Origin of the sequence: Lentzea albidocapillata subsp. violacea, from assembly GCF_900100275.1 — a bacterium.
GTDB classification, from domain to species: Bacteria; Actinomycetota; Actinomycetes; order Mycobacteriales; family Pseudonocardiaceae; genus Lentzea; species Lentzea violacea.
In genome coordinates, this window is the sequence record NZ_FNET01000013.1 from 92,277 (window position 1) to 106,759 (window position 14,483).

At 69.8% G+C, this 14,483-nt stretch carries 12 protein-coding genes; 6 read left to right on the forward strand and 6 right to left on the reverse strand.

Going from position 1 to position 14,483, the window contains the following annotated elements; genetic code table 11:
• Positions 1-221 precede the first annotated feature (221 nt).
• Both BLR21_RS26820 and BLR21_RS42740 read right to left on the reverse strand, forming a co-directional pair.
• Entirely contained in the window at positions 222-1,760 is a 1,539-nt protein-coding gene (locus tag BLR21_RS26820; RefSeq protein ID WP_256334954.1) for an alkaline phosphatase D family protein, read from the reverse strand.
• Positions 1,760-2,266: a phosphoesterase gene (locus BLR21_RS42740; RefSeq protein WP_176929803.1), complete on the reverse strand. Its 507-nt coding sequence runs from the start codon at positions 2,264-2,266 to the stop codon at positions 1,760-1,762. Before BLR21_RS42740 ends, BLR21_RS26820 begins: the two co-directional genes overlap by 1 nt.
• A 281-nt stretch (positions 2,267-2,547) precedes the next feature.
• Between BLR21_RS42740 and BLR21_RS26825 the strand changes: the two genes are divergently transcribed.
• A complete protein-coding gene (locus tag BLR21_RS26825; protein WP_030479482.1) occupies positions 2,548-2,943 on the forward strand; it encodes a DUF3040 domain-containing protein in 396 nt (131 codons plus the stop codon).
• Positions 2,944-3,005: 62 nt separating this feature from the next.
• On the opposite strand, the gene BLR21_RS26830 is transcribed toward BLR21_RS26825, so the two are convergent.
• Genes BLR21_RS26830 through BLR21_RS26840 form a run of 3 tightly spaced genes read right to left on the reverse strand, consistent with a single transcriptional unit; the run spans position 3,006 to position 7,800 of the window.
• The gene (locus BLR21_RS26830; protein WP_090009998.1) at positions 3,006-5,480 is read right to left on the reverse strand and encodes a transglutaminase TgpA family protein; all 2,475 of its coding nucleotides are present in this window, start codon (positions 5,478-5,480) and stop codon (positions 3,006-3,008) included.
• Positions 5,480-6,745 carry a DUF58 domain-containing protein gene (locus BLR21_RS26835; RefSeq protein ID WP_090009666.1) on the reverse strand — a complete coding sequence of 422 codons (1,266 nt, stop codon included), beginning with the start codon at positions 6,743-6,745 and terminating at the stop codon, positions 5,480-5,482. The genes BLR21_RS26830 and BLR21_RS26835 overlap by 1 nt, the downstream gene beginning before the upstream one ends.
• A 2-nt stretch (positions 6,746-6,747) precedes the next feature.
• Complete coding sequence (locus tag BLR21_RS26840) at positions 6,748-7,800, reverse strand: AAA family ATPase (RefSeq protein ID WP_420843910.1); 1,053 nt, start codon at positions 7,798-7,800, stop codon at positions 6,748-6,750.
• A gap of 405 nt (positions 7,801-8,205) precedes the next feature.
• On the opposite strand from BLR21_RS26840, the gene mraZ reads away from it, so the two are divergent.
• The 5 genes from mraZ to BLR21_RS26865 all read left to right on the forward strand — a co-directional run bounded on the left by mraZ (position 8,206) and on the right by BLR21_RS26865 (position 13,550).
• A complete protein-coding gene (gene mraZ / locus BLR21_RS26845) occupies positions 8,206-8,637 on the forward strand; it encodes a division/cell wall cluster transcriptional repressor MraZ (RefSeq protein ID WP_030479478.1) in 432 nt (143 codons plus the stop codon).
• Positions 8,638-8,804: 167 nt separating this feature from the next.
• Positions 8,805-9,758, forward strand: coding sequence for a 16S rRNA (cytosine(1402)-N(4))-methyltransferase RsmH (gene rsmH, locus BLR21_RS26850; protein ID WP_090009669.1), 954 nt, complete (start codon positions 8,805-8,807; stop codon positions 9,756-9,758).
• On the forward strand, positions 9,755-10,312 hold the full coding sequence (gene ftsL, locus BLR21_RS26855) for a cell division protein FtsL (protein ID WP_090009672.1): 558 nt from the start codon (positions 9,755-9,757) through the stop codon (positions 10,310-10,312). The genes rsmH and ftsL overlap by 4 nt, the downstream gene beginning before the upstream one ends.
• Positions 10,312-12,222 (forward strand): peptidoglycan D,D-transpeptidase FtsI family protein, encoded by a 1,911-nt coding sequence (locus BLR21_RS26860; RefSeq protein WP_090009675.1) that lies wholly within the window; start codon positions 10,312-10,314, stop codon positions 12,220-12,222. The genes ftsL and BLR21_RS26860 overlap by 1 nt, the downstream gene beginning before the upstream one ends.
• Before the next feature lie 275 nt (positions 12,223-12,497).
• Positions 12,498-13,550, forward strand: coding sequence for a putative glycoside hydrolase (locus BLR21_RS26865; RefSeq protein ID WP_176929805.1), 1,053 nt, complete (start codon positions 12,498-12,500; stop codon positions 13,548-13,550).
• On the opposite strand, the gene BLR21_RS26870 is transcribed toward BLR21_RS26865, so the two are convergent.
• Positions 13,547-14,206 carry a universal stress protein gene (locus BLR21_RS26870; protein ID WP_176929806.1) on the reverse strand — a complete coding sequence of 220 codons (660 nt, stop codon included), beginning with the start codon at positions 14,204-14,206 and terminating at the stop codon, positions 13,547-13,549. The two genes, BLR21_RS26865 and BLR21_RS26870, sit on opposite strands and share 4 nt — an antisense overlap.
• Positions 14,207-14,483 lie beyond the last annotated feature (277 nt).

Sequence of the window (14,483 nt, forward strand, 5' to 3'; positions counted from 1 at the left end):
TGCCCAATCAGAACTGACCGCCAAGCTGACCGGCCGGGACTGATCGCCAAGCTGATCGGCCGGAACTCACGGCCAACCTGACCGGCCGAACCAGGCGCCCGAATCGACCGGCCAGAAACTGTCAGACCCGCTGACTAGCATCGGATTCGGGGGATCCACCCTCCGGCCACACAGGGCCCGGGACCCCCCGAATCCGAGCATACTCAGCGGGTCTGACAGTTTCAGGGACGCCGGTACTGCGCAGGCGACCCGGCAGTCGCCGGATCCTCGTAGCTCCCGGCCGTCCCCCGGTCGACGTGGAACGTGGTCAAGGTCGACACCGGCGACGAGGCGTCCCGCCGGTCCCCGATCACCTTCATGTGCGTGGTGAACCGCTGGGGCGTCACCTCGTACACGTCGTACCCGTACCTGTTGCCCTCGAAGTACTTCAGGTGCGGGTTCGCCGCTCCCATCACCGGTCCGTTCGCCGCGTTCCACTCCGGCGAGTACGCGCCCGAGGTGACCGAGTGCGCGGTGAACTCGGTGCCGATGACCGGTGACGTGACGTCGTCGAAGTCCGGCCTGATGTCGTCGACGAACGCCGAGTGCCAGTCGCCGGTCAGTACGACGAGGTCCTTCATGCCCTCGGCGGCGACGTGGCCGAGCACTTCCCGGCGTTCTGCCAGGAAGCCGTCCCACTGGTCGGTGAAGTAGTAGCCGCCGCCGGTGCGGGCGAGTTGCGACAGCATGATCGAGTTGATCCACACCTGCCACGCCTCGCGGGCGCCGGAAATGCCGTCCAGCAACCACTTTTTCTGCTCGGCGCCCAGGATCGTGCCGCCGGGCAGGTTCTGTGCGGACCGGTACTGCCGCAGGTCGAGCACCGTCAGATCGAGCAACGAACCCCATTGGCGGCGTCGGTGGATCTGTGGTTCGAGAGCGCTCCCAGAGCGGATCGGCAGGTGCTCGTACCAGGCTTGGTAGGCGGCGGCGCGGCGCTTCACGAACGGTGCTGAGCCGTTGGTGCCGCTGTAGTCGTTCACGACCTCGTGGTCGTCCCACGTCAGGTAGAAGGGGTGCGCCGCGTGGGCGTCGCGCAGCGACGGATCGCCCTTGTACAAGGCGTGGCGGCGTCGGTAGTCCGCAAGGGACAGCACGGCGGGGCCCTCGTGGTCACGCACGTGTGCGCCGCCGACCTGGCCGTGCTCGTAGATGTAGTCGCCCAGGTGCACGACGAAATCCAGCTTCTCGGCGGCGATGCCGCGGTGTGCGGCGTAGAAGCCGTCGTGGAACGCCTGGCAGTTCGCCGTTGCGAACCTGACGCGAGACACCGGGCCGACAGGGGCCGTGCGCGTGCGACCGACACGAGAACGCTTGCCCAGAGCCGAGAACTGGTAGTAGTAGGTGCGGCCGGGCCGGAGACCGTGCACGGGCACGTGCACGCTGTGCCCCAACAGGTTCGACGAAGCGACACTCCCGCATGCCACCCGCGAGCGCATCGTGCGATCGGACGCGACACACCACTCGACCTCGACGATCTCGGGCAGCGGCTGCTCGAACGCCAGCGGCTCGGGAGCCAGGCGCGTCCACAGGACCACGCTGTCCGGCAACGGGTCCCCGGATCCGAGGCCCAGCGTGAACGGCGCCGGATCCCACGACGCGCCCAGGTCCAGGGCGGCCGCGTGAGCCTCGGCGGGGGACAGGCCGGCCGACAGCGGCCACACGGTGCCGAGAGCGCCGGCGGCGGCCGCGGCGCGCAGGAGATCACGTCGGTTCAGCATCAGCGGCCTCCGACCGTGAACGAGATGTTGTCCGCGTAGCCGTCGTTCGACGTGCCACCACCGGAACGGGTCAGTTGCAGCGTCACCACGGCGGTGCGGCTGCCCGGTGGCACGGTGCCGCGCGCTGAGCGCTCGAGCAGGCCGGTGCGGCTCGAGCGTTCCTCCGCCGTCACGGGGCCGAGCACCACCAGACCGCGCGGGGTGCCGCCGGCGTCGAGGAACTCGACCGACAGCCGGGCGCCGTCCTGCTGCGCGGCGTAGCCGCCGAGCCACGCGGACACCGCGAACTGAGACGACCGGCGCGGCAGTGTCACGCTCTGTCGCAGCGTGCTCAGTGGTGTGTCGCCGCCGCCGAAGAACGACGAGCCGCGCTGCGCCGGACCGGGATCACCCGGCCCCGGATACCCCTGGCCCGTGTCGTACCGCAGCACGACGGGGGCGCCCGCGACGACGAGCCAGCCGGTCAGGCCCTGCTCGGCGGCGCCGTTGACGATGAGTTCGGTCATGCGCTGATCCGAGCAAGCGGGGCTGTCGCGCACGGATCGCGCGGCCGAACCGGGTGTGAACGGAAGGCCACAAGGGGCTGGAACAGGCCTCACGAAGGCCTCACCACTGCCCCAGGAGGATGATGGTGACAGATCAGACCGTATGAGAGGGCCGACTGGCTAGTCGCCGGGGCGCGCGGATCGTATCCTGGAAGGTGACGTCCCCAGGGTGGGTCGTCCGCCGGGTTCGGCGGAAACCGAAAACACCCGGCGCCCGCGACCGCTGTGCCGGAGGAGGAACGATGCCACTCTCCGAGCACGAGCAGCGACTGCTCGACCAGATCGAGCGCGCGCTCTACGCCGAGGACCCGAAGTTCGCATCTACCGTACGGGGCGCCAAGTTGCGGCGGCCGTCCAAGCGACGCCGCGTGCAGGGCATCGTGTTGTTCGTGGTCGGCGTGGCTGCGCTCATCACCGGAGTGATGCTCCCGCAGCTCTCGGTCGCCAGCATTCCCGTGGTGAGCGTCTTCGGCTTCCTGCTCATGTTCTTCGGTGCGCTCATCACCCTGACGACGTTGCGTCGCGGTGACCAGGTCGCCGAGGGAGCGCAGGAGGACGGCAAGCCCGCGCGCAGCCGCAGCTCGTTCTCCGAACGGATGGAAGAGCGCTTCCGCCGCCGCTTCGACGAAGAGAAGTAACCGGACCAAGAGGCCTGAAGCGAAGGGCCCGCCGCAAGGCGGGCCCTTCGGCTGTCTCGGACCTACACGCCGGCGGGTTCCCGTTCAGCCGTGTCGGCCACCGGCGCGGGCGCCGGCTTGAGCACCGACTTCGGGAACAGCCTCGCCCTCAACGACAGCGGCGCGTTCTGCCGCAACGACTGCCGAACCGCGGCCACGGCACCGGGCAGCGACGGGTCGGCGGCCGGGTTGGGGCTGTACCAGGACCGCTCGATCGCCCCGATCACCGTGCGCAGGCCGTCCTTGCCCGCGTCGTCCAGGTTGTGCTCGCGCGCCAGCCGGCGGGCGGCGATCCGGATCGTCTCGGCCACCGGCACGGGCGCACCGCGGTCGATCGACTCGGCCATGAGCTCGCTCCAGGCGGCCGAGGCCGCGCCGGGACCGAGCGCCGTCACGGCGTGCAGGTGGTTGTGCCGTCGCACGGCACGCACCAGCAGCGGCGTGAGCACCACCCCGGCGATCACCAGCAGCACCGCGAGCCACCACGACAGCAACGCGGCCGCGAGCCCCGCGCCCATCAGCCACAGCGCGGCGGCGGCCGGTATCAGCAGCTTGCGCGCCCACAACACGCCCAGCAGACCCGCGCTGAGCACACCGACCAACGCCAGCACCAGGAGGATCGACAGCAGCGCGGCCAGCACCAGCACGATGCCCAGCGCCCACAGGTGCCACGTCGGCGGCCCCTGGGAGCTCGCCGCCGGCAGCCCCTGGTCGCCGTCCGTGCCGTCGGGCGAGGCGGAGGCCTGGGCCGACCCGGTCGTGGAGGCCGAGGTCGACTCGGTCTGCGTGTCCGCGGTCGGCACCTCCTCCTGACCCGGCGCGGTCTCGCGCAGGTACGGAGGCACGATCCCGCGGCCGTCGTTGACCGGCGTCGGATCGAACGTCATCCAGCCGTAGTTCGGGAAGAAGATCTCGACCCACGCGTGGGCGTCCTCGGTGCTGATAACGCGGTGGGAGCCGTCCGCGGACGGAACGCCGGCGGTGAAGCCGATCGCCACGCGCGACGGCAGTCCCACCACACGCGCCATCACGGCCATCGCGGACGCGAACTGCTCGCAGTAGCCGATCTTGCCCCGCAGCACGAAGTCCGTCAGCGCGTCGGTCGTGATGTCGCCGCCGGTCTCGAGCTTGTACTGGAACTCGGAGGTGGGACCGTTGAAGAAGGCCGTGAGCGCGGCCGCCTTGTCGAAGTCGTTCGTGGCGCCTGCGACGATCCTCTGCGCGAGGTCCACGACCTGCTGCTCGACCCCGTCGAACTTGTAGTACTCGCCATCGACCGCGTTCGCCTGGGCCGGTGCCAGCCGCAGCGCCTGCTTCGTCGGCGTCGACATCACCGTGTCGAGCTCGTAGGACGCGGGTTCACGCTCCCGCTGCGTGTAGATCACGCCCTTCTTCGGGTCGAACTGGTAGTCGTCGTCCGGGGTGTCGATGCGGCGGACGGCGCCGTAGGTCGGCAGCCAGAAGCTCCGCCAGTCGCGCGGCTCGATGTTGATCCGGGTGGTCCTGCCCTCGCCGCGGTCGCCCGGCTGCGGCGGAAGCTCACCGCGCGCGGGCTGGCCGCCGGGAGGACTGCCGCGTTCCCAGCCCTTGTTCGGCACGTACTGGGCGAGCGTGGACGCCCGCATGTACATCGGATCGTTCATGCCGCGCACGTAGAACACCTCGGCGCTGCGGCCGCGGTTGAGCATGCCGCGCAACGACGTCATCTCGCTCAGCCCGATGCCGCCCTTGCCGCCGCCACCTCCGCCGCTGCCGGGCAGCCTGCCGACCGTGCCGACGAGCGTGAAGCCCGCGCCGACGACCAGCGCGATCACCATCGCGATCGCCGCCACCGAGGTCGCGGACCCACCGGACCCGCTGGCCGATCCGGAACCGAGCCGGCCGCGCCACGCCTCGTGCCGGTGCTGACCGTCGACCGCGAGCAACATCGCGAACGCCGCCGCACCCAGGATGAACGTCCAGAACGGCAGCATCTCGTCGGCCAGCGACGCGGGCACCGCGAACACGCACAGCAGCACCAGACCGGACGCCGCCGGAGCCGCCGCCGCGACAGCCAGCGTGTCGACCAGCACCGCGACCAGGCCGATCGCCAGCACGACGAGCGCCTGGATCGCCGGTGACGCGTGCACCGGAGGCACCCCGGTCTGCACCTGCGCGACGGACTCCGAGAGCACGTCGCCGAGTTCGCTCAGCGCGTCGGGACCAGGGATGAACAGGAAGATGCCCGACCGCGTGTGCAACGCCGTGAGCAGGCACAACAGCACGAAAACCTGGGCGATCGCGACCAGCGGCGGGGTCAGCCTGGTCGCCCTCAGGAACGCGCCGGTCACGGTGATCGCCACGATCACCACGCCGATGCGCACCAGCCACAGGTCGCCCTCGATCACGCCGGACAGCGCGGTGGACGCGCAGAGCACGGCCAGCGCGGCGATCCACGGCGTCGCCGAGGTGAACCACTCGGGCTCGGCGCCCTTCGACGGAGCGGAACGGGATCCCATCAGCCCACCTCCGAGCGAAACGACGAGCCCCGGGACCCGGCCGAGGCACACAGCTCCTGCCACACCTGCTGCATCGACGCGGACGGCTTCGCGATCGCCACGCCCCAGCCCGCGCCGCCCAGCAACCGCCGGGCGTCCTCGGGTTCCGGAGCGGCGGCGTCGGTCCCACCGGACCAGGCGTTCACGTCCAGCAACACGGCCAGGCTGCGGGTGCCGCGCGGCCGGTACCGGACCAGTTCCTCCGCCGACGCCGGCGAGAGACCGCCGAGCACCGCGATGACCTCCTGGCCAGCACCGGGGTCCATGCCGCCGCTGAGCTCACGGCGGTGCGAGCCCTGCAGTGCCGCGAGCGAGTCCAGCACCACGTGGTCGCTGTGCCCGCCGTCGGACGACCCGCCCGCGAGCACCCGCCCGTCCTCGGAGACCAGGCGCACCTGGTGGCCGAAGTGGTGCAGGTGCAGGCAGATGGACGCCGCGAACGAGATAGCCCACTCCAGCGACGCCGTGGGCCCGCTGCCGCGGTGCGCGTACACCCGGTGGTCGAGCAGCACCGTCGTGCCACCGCGCCACGGACGTTCCTCGACGCGCACCATCAGCTCATCGCGCCGAGCCGTGGACCGCCAGTGGACCTTCCGCAGGTCATCGCCCTGCCGGTACGGCCGCACCACCGCGTCGTCCTCGCCCTGACCGGCCCGCAGCCGCACCGAGCCGTCGTCGCCCGCGCCCATGCCGGAGCCGCCGGGCAGACCCGACAACCGCACCACCCGCGGCACCACGACCAGCCGGGAACGGCCCGCGAGCTCGCGGTCGAACTCGGCGAGGCCGAACGGGTCGGTGATCCGCGCCATCAGCGGGCCCACCTGCTGGATGCCGCGCATCACCGGCTTGAGCGGGTAGCGCAACGACGTCGGCGTGTTGCGGGGCAGCCGCTCCACCAGGAACCGCGGCCGCGCGCCCAGGGCGTACGGCACGGTGTCCTCCAGCATCAGCCCGCCCGTGGGCAGCCGGCCGGTGCTGCGCAGGTCGAGCTTCACCTCGGCCGCCGCACCCACCGGCACCCGGCTCGGGGCGAGGAACCGGGCGGCGTGCAACCCCACCCGAGCCCTCGTCGCGAGCCACGCGGCCAGCAGGGGCAGCGCGATCACGAAGGCGGCGACCCGCAGCAGGTCGCGTTCGTTCAGCACGGCGGCGCACACTCCGGCGGCGAACCCCGCGGCCAGCAAGCATCTTCCGCGTGTGGTCAGACCGGAGAGTGCGGTGCGCATCGTTAGCGTGGCGTCCCTGCGTTGTTGTTGTTCATGCTGCGGACGAACGCCGCGCTCGGGTCGAGTGCCGCCGTGGGCACCGGCACCCGCTGCAGCAGCGCCCTGATCAGCTCGGCGGGGGACCGGCGAGCGGCCTGCGCCTCGGCGGTCATCACCAGCCGGTGAGCCAGCACCGGGATCGACACCGCGTGGATGTCGTCCGGCACCACGAAGTCACGCCCGGCCAGCGCGGCTTGCGCACGTGCGGCGCGGACGAGGTGCAGCGTGGATCGCGGCGAGGCACCGAGCCGCAGCTCCGGCAGGCGGCGGGTCGCCGAGACCAGCTCGACGGCGTACCTGCGGACCTCGGGGGACAGGTGCACCCGGCGCACGGCCTCGACCAGCCGCAGGATCTGCGCGGCGTCCGACACGGGACGCAGGTCGTCGAGCGGGTTGTGGCCCGCGTGCTCGTCGACCATGGCCAGCTCGGCCTGCGGGTCGGGGTACCCGATCGACACGCGCGCGGTGAACCTGTCGCGCTGTGCCTCCGGAAGGGCGTAGGTGCCCTCCATCTCGATCGGGTTCTGCGTCGCGATCACCATGAACGGCGCGCCCAGCGGGTACGTGTTCCCGTCGACCGTGACCTGGTGCTCCTCCATGCACTCCAGCAGCGCGGACTGCGTCTTGGGGGAGGCTCGGTTGATCTCGTCACCGACGACGATGTTCGCGAAGATCGGGCCCGGCCTGAACTCGAAGTCGTTCTCCTGCCGGTTGTAGATGGACGAGCCCGTGATGTCGCTCGGCAGCAGGTCCGGCGTGAACTGCACGCGGCTCACGGTGCAGTCGATCGAACGGGCCAGCGCTTTCGCCAGCGAGGTCTTGCCGACACCCGGCACGTCCTCGACCAGCAGATGCCCTTCGGCGAGCAGCGTCACGAGGGCGAGGCGGACCACGTCGGGTTTGCCGACGAGCACGCGCTCGACGTTCGCGGCGATCCGCTGGACGGCGCCGTGCAACTCACCCAGAACCTGATCGACCGGCGCGTGACTGTTCGCGCTTGGGCTTCCCGGCGTCACTAAACCTCCAGCAGCCGTGTCCGGAACACGGACGTGTGAGCGTTTCACGCAGTGTGTCAAACCAACGCGAGGTGCCCTACACCTGCGGGCTACATCGGGTTCGCTCCACCAGTTTCCACGTTCCCCCACCATCTCGCCGTCACGCGCTGTTTTCGCCGAATTTTCTAGGCCGTTCGAGTGCTTAATCAGGGCTGAACTCTCACCCGCGAAGGTGGTGACGCACCAGCTCCCCCACCGTCCCCCCACGCTGTGACACGGCGTCTACCTGGGCAAACAGGTCACGACATGCTGCGCGGACAGCTGTTTCAACGTTGACTGTGGTGAAAAGTGGGGTACTGTGGCGGCCGGTGGGGCAGACGGGGGCTCCACTGCCGGTCGCGTCGCCCGGCAAGGGAGGTGGTTGCCGTGTTCCTGGGCACTCACTACCCGCGCCTCGACGACAAAGGCCGGCTGACACTGCCTGCGAAGTTCCGGGACGAACTGGCGGGAGGTCTCATGGTCACCAAGGGCCAGGACCACTGCCTGTACGTGTTTCCCCGGGCGGAGTTCGAGCAGATGGCGAAGAAGGTCGCCGAGGCGCCGTTCACCAACGACGCCGTACGCGCCTACCAGCGGTATCTGTTCGCAGGAACGGACGAGCAGCGTCCGGACGGTCAGGGCCGCGTCCTGATCGCACCGGAACTGCGCCGGTATGCCGGGCTGACCAAGGAGTGCGTGGTCGTCGGCGCGTTCACCAGGATGGAGATCTGGGACGCGGCGGCCTGGCAGACCTATCTCGACGAGCACGAGGACGGCTACGCCACCGCTCGCGAGGAGGTCATTCCGGGCGTCTTCTGATGGCGGTCAGCCGAGCAACAGGCCGGATGTTCCACACGCGATTCGGGTGCCGTGAGGCCTCGGTCCGCTCGATCATCGGCCCTGGCGCACCTTCCCCGGCGCCAGGTTCGACGGGCGGGCGGGGACCTGACGTCACCCGAAACGCGCATCAGGGGAGTAGAGGGACGATGGATCAGCCGCGGCACGTTCCGGTGCTGCTGGACCGCGTCCTGGAACTCTTCGCTCCAGCGCTCTCCGGCAAGCCCGCCGTCGTCGTCGACACGACGCTCGGCATGGGCGGCCACTCCGACGCGCTGTTGAGCGCCCACCCCGAGCTCACGCTCATCGGGCTCGACCGCGACCCGCAGGCCATCGAGATGGCGGGCAAGCGGCTCGCGCGCCACGGTGACCGCGTCCACCTCGTCAACGTCACCTACGACCACATCGACGAAGCCGTGCAGGACCTCGGCTACTCGCATGTGGACGGTGTGCTGATGGACCTCGGCGTGTCCTCGTTGCAGCTCGACGAGGAGGAACGCGGGTTCGCGTACTCCAAGGACGCGCCGCTCGACATGCGGATGTCCAAGGGCACCGGCATGACGGCGGCGGACGTGCTGAACACGTACTCGCACGGCGATCTCGCGCGGGTCCTCTCCACCTACGGCGAGGAGCGGTTCGCGGGCAAGATCGCCTCCGCGGTGCTGCGGGAGCGCGCGAAGGAGCCGTTCACGAACAGTGGCCGGCTCGTCGAGTTGCTCTATGCCGTCGTGCCCGCGGCTTCGCGGCGCACCGGCGGGCATCCGGCGAAGCGCACGTTCCAGGCGTTGCGGATCGAGGTCAACGGCGAGCTGGAGTCGTTGCGGCTCGCGCTGCCGGCCGCCCTGGGTTTGCTGGCCGTCGGCGGCCGGATCGTCGTCGAGTCGTACCAGTCCCTTGAGGACCGGATGGTGAAGCACGCGCTCGCGGAGCTGGCGAAGTCCAAGACGCCGCCGGGCCTGCCGGTCGAGTTGCCGGGCCACGGGCCAGAGGTCAGGTTGCTCACGAGGGGCGCGGAACTCGCGAACGAGCAGGAGATCGAGGAGAACCCGCGTGCGGCGCCGGTGCGCCTGCGCGCGGCGGAGCGGATCGGAGCACCGCGATGACGGCACCCGCACGGGTCGGTGGGCCGTCGCCCCGCGACCCCTCGAAGGACAAGGCCGCGCAGAACGACAAGGCCCGGCGGCGGACCGCCGGTGCCGAGCGTGCCTACGCGCGGCGGGCCCAGCGGGCCTCGAACCTGCGGGGCGGCTCCGCGAGCCCGCAGCAGAAGGCCGTGTCCAAGGCGCCGTTCGTCGTGCTGGTGATGCTCGTGCTGGGTGCGGGCATCGCCGGGATCATGTACTTCTCCACCCAGGCCGCCGCCGACACCTACCGGTTGCAGGAGGCGCGCGCTGAGGCCGAGCGGCTGACGTTGCAGATGGAGCAGCTGCGGCGGGAGGTCGCGCTGCTCGAGTCGCCGACCGACCTCGCGCGCCGGGCGAGTGAGATGGGCCTGGTCCAGCCGTCGAACCCGGCGCGGCTGCGGCAGAATCCGGACGGCTCGATCGAGGAGTTCGGCAAGCCGAGCGCGCCGACCAGGTCGACGGCCGCGCCTCCGCCGGCACCCGAGACGCCCGCACCGCCGGACGCCGGCACGACTCCTCCGGCGGGTGGCTGATGCCCGGTCCGCAGCAGAGGGGGCCGCGCCGCCCGCTGTCGGTGCGCGGCTCCCGTCCGGCCGCACGTCTGGGTGGGAACAGCAGGCTGCGCATCGGGGTCGGCCGCGTCCTGCTGATCGGCGCTCTGGTGGTCGCGGGCGTCAAGCTCGTGCAGGTGCAGGGCCTGCAGGCGCAGGAACTCTCGTTGCAGGCTCAGAAGCAGCGCACGACGCCCATCGACATTCCCGCCGAACGCGGTTCGATCCTCGACCGCAACGGCAACCAGCTCGCGTTCTCGATCGAGGTGCGCGCGCTCTACATCCTTCCGCAGCGTGCCCGGAAGAACTGGGACGACGCCCACAAGAAGGACGACAAGAAGTACCCGGGCACCTATGAGGACCGTGCGCGCGAGATGGCGAAGTTCATCTCGTCGACGCTGGGACCCGAGGTCAACGGGGAGAGGACCGACGAGGAGACCGTCTACCAGCAGCTGGTGAAGGACATCTCCTACGAGGTCCTGGTCAGCGAGGCCGAGCCGGCCAAGGCCGCGAAGATCGTCACCAAGTACCCGGCGGAGATCGGTTCGGAGTACCGCTCCAAGCGCATCTACCCCAACGGCGAGCTGGCGTCGAACATCATCGGCGCGGCGAACTGGCGCCAGGAGGAGAAGCCGCCGACCGTCCAGGGCATCCTCGGTCTGGAGAACGCCCAGGACAACGTGCTGGCGGGCCGGACGGGCCGCCGCGTGGTCGACACGATGTCGGGCGACGACACCCTCGTCATCCCGAACACCGAGCGCGAGCTCGTGAAGCCGCAGCCCGGCAAGAGCCTCGAGCTGACGATCGACATCGACACGCAGTACGCGGTCCAGCAGATGGTCAGCGACTACACCAGGAAGTCCGGCGCCAAGAACGGTTCCGCCGTCGTGCTGGACAGCCGCACCGGCGAGATCGTCGCGATGGCCAACGACAAGACGTACGACCCGACGGACTTCGGCCAGGCCTCCGAGGACCAGAAGCGCAACACCGCGGTCGCCTACAGCTTCGAGCCCGGCTCGGTGAACAAGATCGTCACGGCCGCCGCCGCCGTCGAGTACGGCCTGTTCAAGCCCGACGACGTCCTGTCGGTGCCGGGTTCGATCAAGGTCGCCGACCGGACGATCAGGGACGCGTGGAACCACGGGACCGTGCCGATGTCGTTCACCGGCGTCTTCGCGAAGTCCTCCAACGTCGGCACGCTGATCGCCGCCCAGGAGGTCGGCAAGGAGCGCTACGCCGAGATGCTGCAGAAGTTCGGTCTCGGCCGCCGCACGAACTCCGGCGTCCCCGCCGAGGAGGCGGGCCAGGTCCCGCCGCTGGGCCAGTGGTCCGGTTCGACCTTCGGCAACCTGCCGATCGGCCAGGGCCTCTCGATGACGCTGCTGCAGATGACCGGCATGTACCAGGCCATCGCCAACGACGGTGTGCGCATCCCGCCGAGGCTGGTCCGCGCCGAGATCGGTGAAGCGGGCGCGCGGTCGGAGAAGCAGCGTCCCGACGGCGTGCGCGTGGTGTCGCCGGAGACCGCGAAGACCGTTCGAGACATGTTCCGCTCGACCACGCAGTCCAACCCGCGCGACGCGAACCAGAACGGCACCGGCAAGCAGGCCGCCCTGCCCGGCTACCAGATCGCGGGCAAGACCGGCACGGCGCAGCAGATCGACCAGAACTGCAAGTGCTACTCCCAGTCCCAGTACTGGATCACGTTCGCGGGCATCCTCCCCGCCGACAACCCGCGCTACGTCGTCGGCATCATGCTCGACGCGCCGACCGGCACCCCGTTCAGCGGGTCGGCCGCGCCGCTGTTCCACGACATCGCGACCTACCTGACCCAGCGGTTCCAGGTGCCGATGTCGGCCGAGCAAACCCCCTTCGTACAACTGCAGATGTAGTTCGCACAAGTGACCTGAACCACGCCCAGGCGTGGTTCAGGTCATTCTTTATTTGACAGTGAAAAACTCTTCGTAATGAGACGCGATCCATCACGTCTAATGCTCCGAAACCGGAGTGGCAAGGCGAGATGGGGTTCTGCGTGCGTTCATCCATTGTTTCGATCTTGGCGGGAGTGCTGGCGGTGACCATGGTTCCCGCAGGTCAAGCGGGTGAGGAAGAATGGAGGGCCGAGTCGTTCTGGCTCCACATGAACAGCACTCCAGTCGATGATCAAATGATCGCCACCGAGGCGCGGCGCCGTTCGTACGTGGTGCTGAACGCCTGGGAAAGCGATCTTGCCGCGAAGTTCAAGGCGGCCAATCCGAAGATCCAGACCTTTGTCTACAAGGATCTCTCGTCGACCCGCGGTTATGCGTGCTCAAACGGTGTCGACGATTCCGATCTCCCCACCGGAGTCGGCTACTGCGCGGCTGACCCCGAATGGTTTCTTCTCGACCCGAACGGACGGCGTTTCGAGTACGCCGGCTACCACGGCCACTGGCAGATGGACGTCGGTAACGCCGCTTACCAGAACGCCTGGGCCGACAACGTGATCGCGTCCTCGGCCAAGGTCTTCGACGGCGTCCTCATGGACAACGCGCTGTTCGCCTGCGACACCTACCACGACGGCGTCTGCCCGGCCGCGTATCCGACGGACGAGTCGATGCGTGAGGCCTACCGCTCGATGCTCGCGAACACGAGGCAGAAGTTCGTGGACGCGGGCCTCAAGACCGTCGCGAACATGTCCAACGCCCGCCTGTACGACGGTGCGTGGGACTCCTACGTCGAGCACCTCGACGGCGGCTTCGACGAGTGGTGGCTGACCTTCGGCGACAGGGATCTGCTCTCCGAGTACTCGCACGGCTGGAGCCGGCAGATCGAGCAGATCACCGCCAACGAGGCCAAGGGCAAGATCACCTGGGTCCAGCCGCACCACAGCGGCGCCGAGCAGCCGTTCCGCTACGCCTTCGCGAGCTACCTGCTGGCCAAGGGCGAGCACGCGGCGATCTCGGAGATCGAGGAGACCGACCGCTACGACGACCCCTCGCAGTGGCGCGCCGAGTACGACTGGGACCTGGGCACCCCGCTCGGCGCCCACCACGAGGTCGCGAAGAACGTGCACCAGCGCGACTTCGCGTGCGGCACCGTGATCGTCAACGCCAACAGGACCGGCAGCGCGCCCGTCACGGTGAGGCTCGACGAGACCCAGACCGACGAGACGGGCGCCCCGGTCACCTTCGTGGCCCTGCCGGGCACCACCGGAACCGTGCTGCGCAAGACCTGTTAGAGCTTCGCCCGGTCGTCCCGCAACGGCTCCGGCCGGGCCACCAGCACGGGACAGGACGAGTGGTAGAGCGCAGCCCGGGTGACCAGTCCGACGCCGTCGTGCCGGCCGCCGCGCCCCACGACCACGAGGTCGGAATCCAGTTCCGCCAACGCCTCGTGCGGGTGCCGTGACTCCACCAGGACCTCGGGCGTCAGCTCGGGAGCGGTGGTGCGCAGGAACAACACGGCCCGGCGGACCGCTGCCTCGTCCCGCGGCACGGCGACGCCGTGCTGGGCCGGCAGGTGGATGTGCAGCAGGCGCAGCCGCGCTCGGCGGGTGCGACAGAGCTCGACCGCGCGCCGCAGCACGATCGGGTCCTCGCACCCGCCGACGGCAGCGGTGATCCAGCCGTGTTCGCCGCGGATCGCCTTGGGACGGCCGCGTACCACCACGACACCGCACCGCGCGCGGCGCAACACCGGGAGGACGAGGGAGCCCAGCCCCAGGCCGCGGTGCTGTTCGCCTTTGCACCCCAAGACCAAGGTCGCGCTGGAGTCCGACGCCCTCACCAGTGCGGCCACCGGGTCGTCTCCGCTCGGGCGGAAGTGGGCGGTGAGCATGGGGAGTCGTTCCAGGACCCGCTGGACCGTCGTGTCGCCGGGGTCCGCGAGGAACACCTGCAGGTCTGTCCTGAGTGACCACGCGTGCCGCGCGGCCCACTCGAATGCGTGATACGCGAATTCGGACGTGTCGACTCCGACCGTGACCGAACGACTGAAATCGGGTGCCCAGAAGGAAAATCTCCGAGGCTCTACCGCCGAGCTGGTTCTCATTACCGCCTCCTGCCGACCTCTACCTCACCGCAGCCGCGCCAACGCCCACAGGGCCCTAAGTCACGAAGCGGGCAGGAACTTGTGCGGCCGGACGGGCTCGCCCGCGAAGACCAGCGCGGCC

Bases quoted from the DNA above. Each gene is read 5' to 3' on its own strand.
- rsmH (WP_090009669.1), top strand. From the start codon at position 8,805: ATGGATCAGCCGCGGCACGTTCCGGTGCTGCTGGACCGCGTCCTGGAA.
- BLR21_RS26860 (WP_090009675.1), top strand. From the start codon at position 10,312: ATGCCCGGTCCGCAGCAGAGGGGGCCGCGCCGCCCGCTGTCGGTGCGC.
- BLR21_RS26825 (WP_030479482.1), top strand. From the start codon at position 2,548: ATGCCACTCTCCGAGCACGAGCAGCGACTGCTCGACCAGATCGAGCGC.
- BLR21_RS26820 (WP_256334954.1), bottom strand. From the start codon at position 1,760: ATGCTGAACCGACGTGATCTCCTGCGCGCCGCGGCCGCCGCCGGCGCT.
- BLR21_RS26835 (WP_090009666.1), bottom strand. From the start codon at position 6,745: ATGCGCACCGCACTCTCCGGTCTGACCACACGCGGAAGATGCTTGCTG.
- ftsL (WP_090009672.1), top strand. From the start codon at position 9,755: ATGACGGCACCCGCACGGGTCGGTGGGCCGTCGCCCCGCGACCCCTCG.
- BLR21_RS26830 (WP_090009998.1), bottom strand. From the start codon at position 5,480: ATGGGATCCCGTTCCGCTCCGTCGAAGGGCGCCGAGCCCGAGTGGTTC.
- BLR21_RS42740 (WP_176929803.1), bottom strand. From the start codon at position 2,266: ATGACCGAACTCATCGTCAACGGCGCCGCCGAGCAGGGCCTGACCGGC.
- BLR21_RS26865 (WP_176929805.1), top strand. From the start codon at position 12,498: ATGATCGCCACCGAGGCGCGGCGCCGTTCGTACGTGGTGCTGAACGCC.